The 283-nt window shown below is 71.7% G+C and carries 1 protein-coding gene; it reads left to right on the top strand.

All coding sequences use genetic code 11. From position 1 onward, the window contains the following. Positions 1-283, top strand: a 283-nt coding sequence (locus MXF20_RS23285; protein WP_325971647.1) for an Ig-like domain-containing protein, incomplete at both ends; no start/stop codon positions are given.

Here is a 283-nt window from a genome sequence, read left to right as displayed (position 1 = left end):
ACGGCAGCTGGAGCATTCCGGCCGACCTGAGCGGCGACGGCGAGCACGCGCTGAGCGCCAGCTTCACCGATGCGGCGGGCAACGAGAGCGCCAAATCCACGCCGGTAGTCGTTGACCTGGACACCACCGCGCCAGTCGCGCCGACCATCGGCGACCTGACCGACGGCCACGGCACCGACCTGAGCGCGGGCGGCCTGACCAGCGACGGCAGCCTGGAGATGTCCGGCGCCGGCGGCACCGCGGGCGACATCGTCAAGCTGTACGACGGCACCACCCTGATCGG

Source organism: Pantoea dispersa, from assembly GCF_035783935.1.
Lineage (GTDB): Bacteria > Pseudomonadota > Gammaproteobacteria > Enterobacterales > Enterobacteriaceae > Pantoea > Pantoea dispersa_C.
The sequence above is the reverse complement of the archived record's forward strand: the minus strand, read 5'-3'. Positions and strand labels throughout refer to the sequence as shown.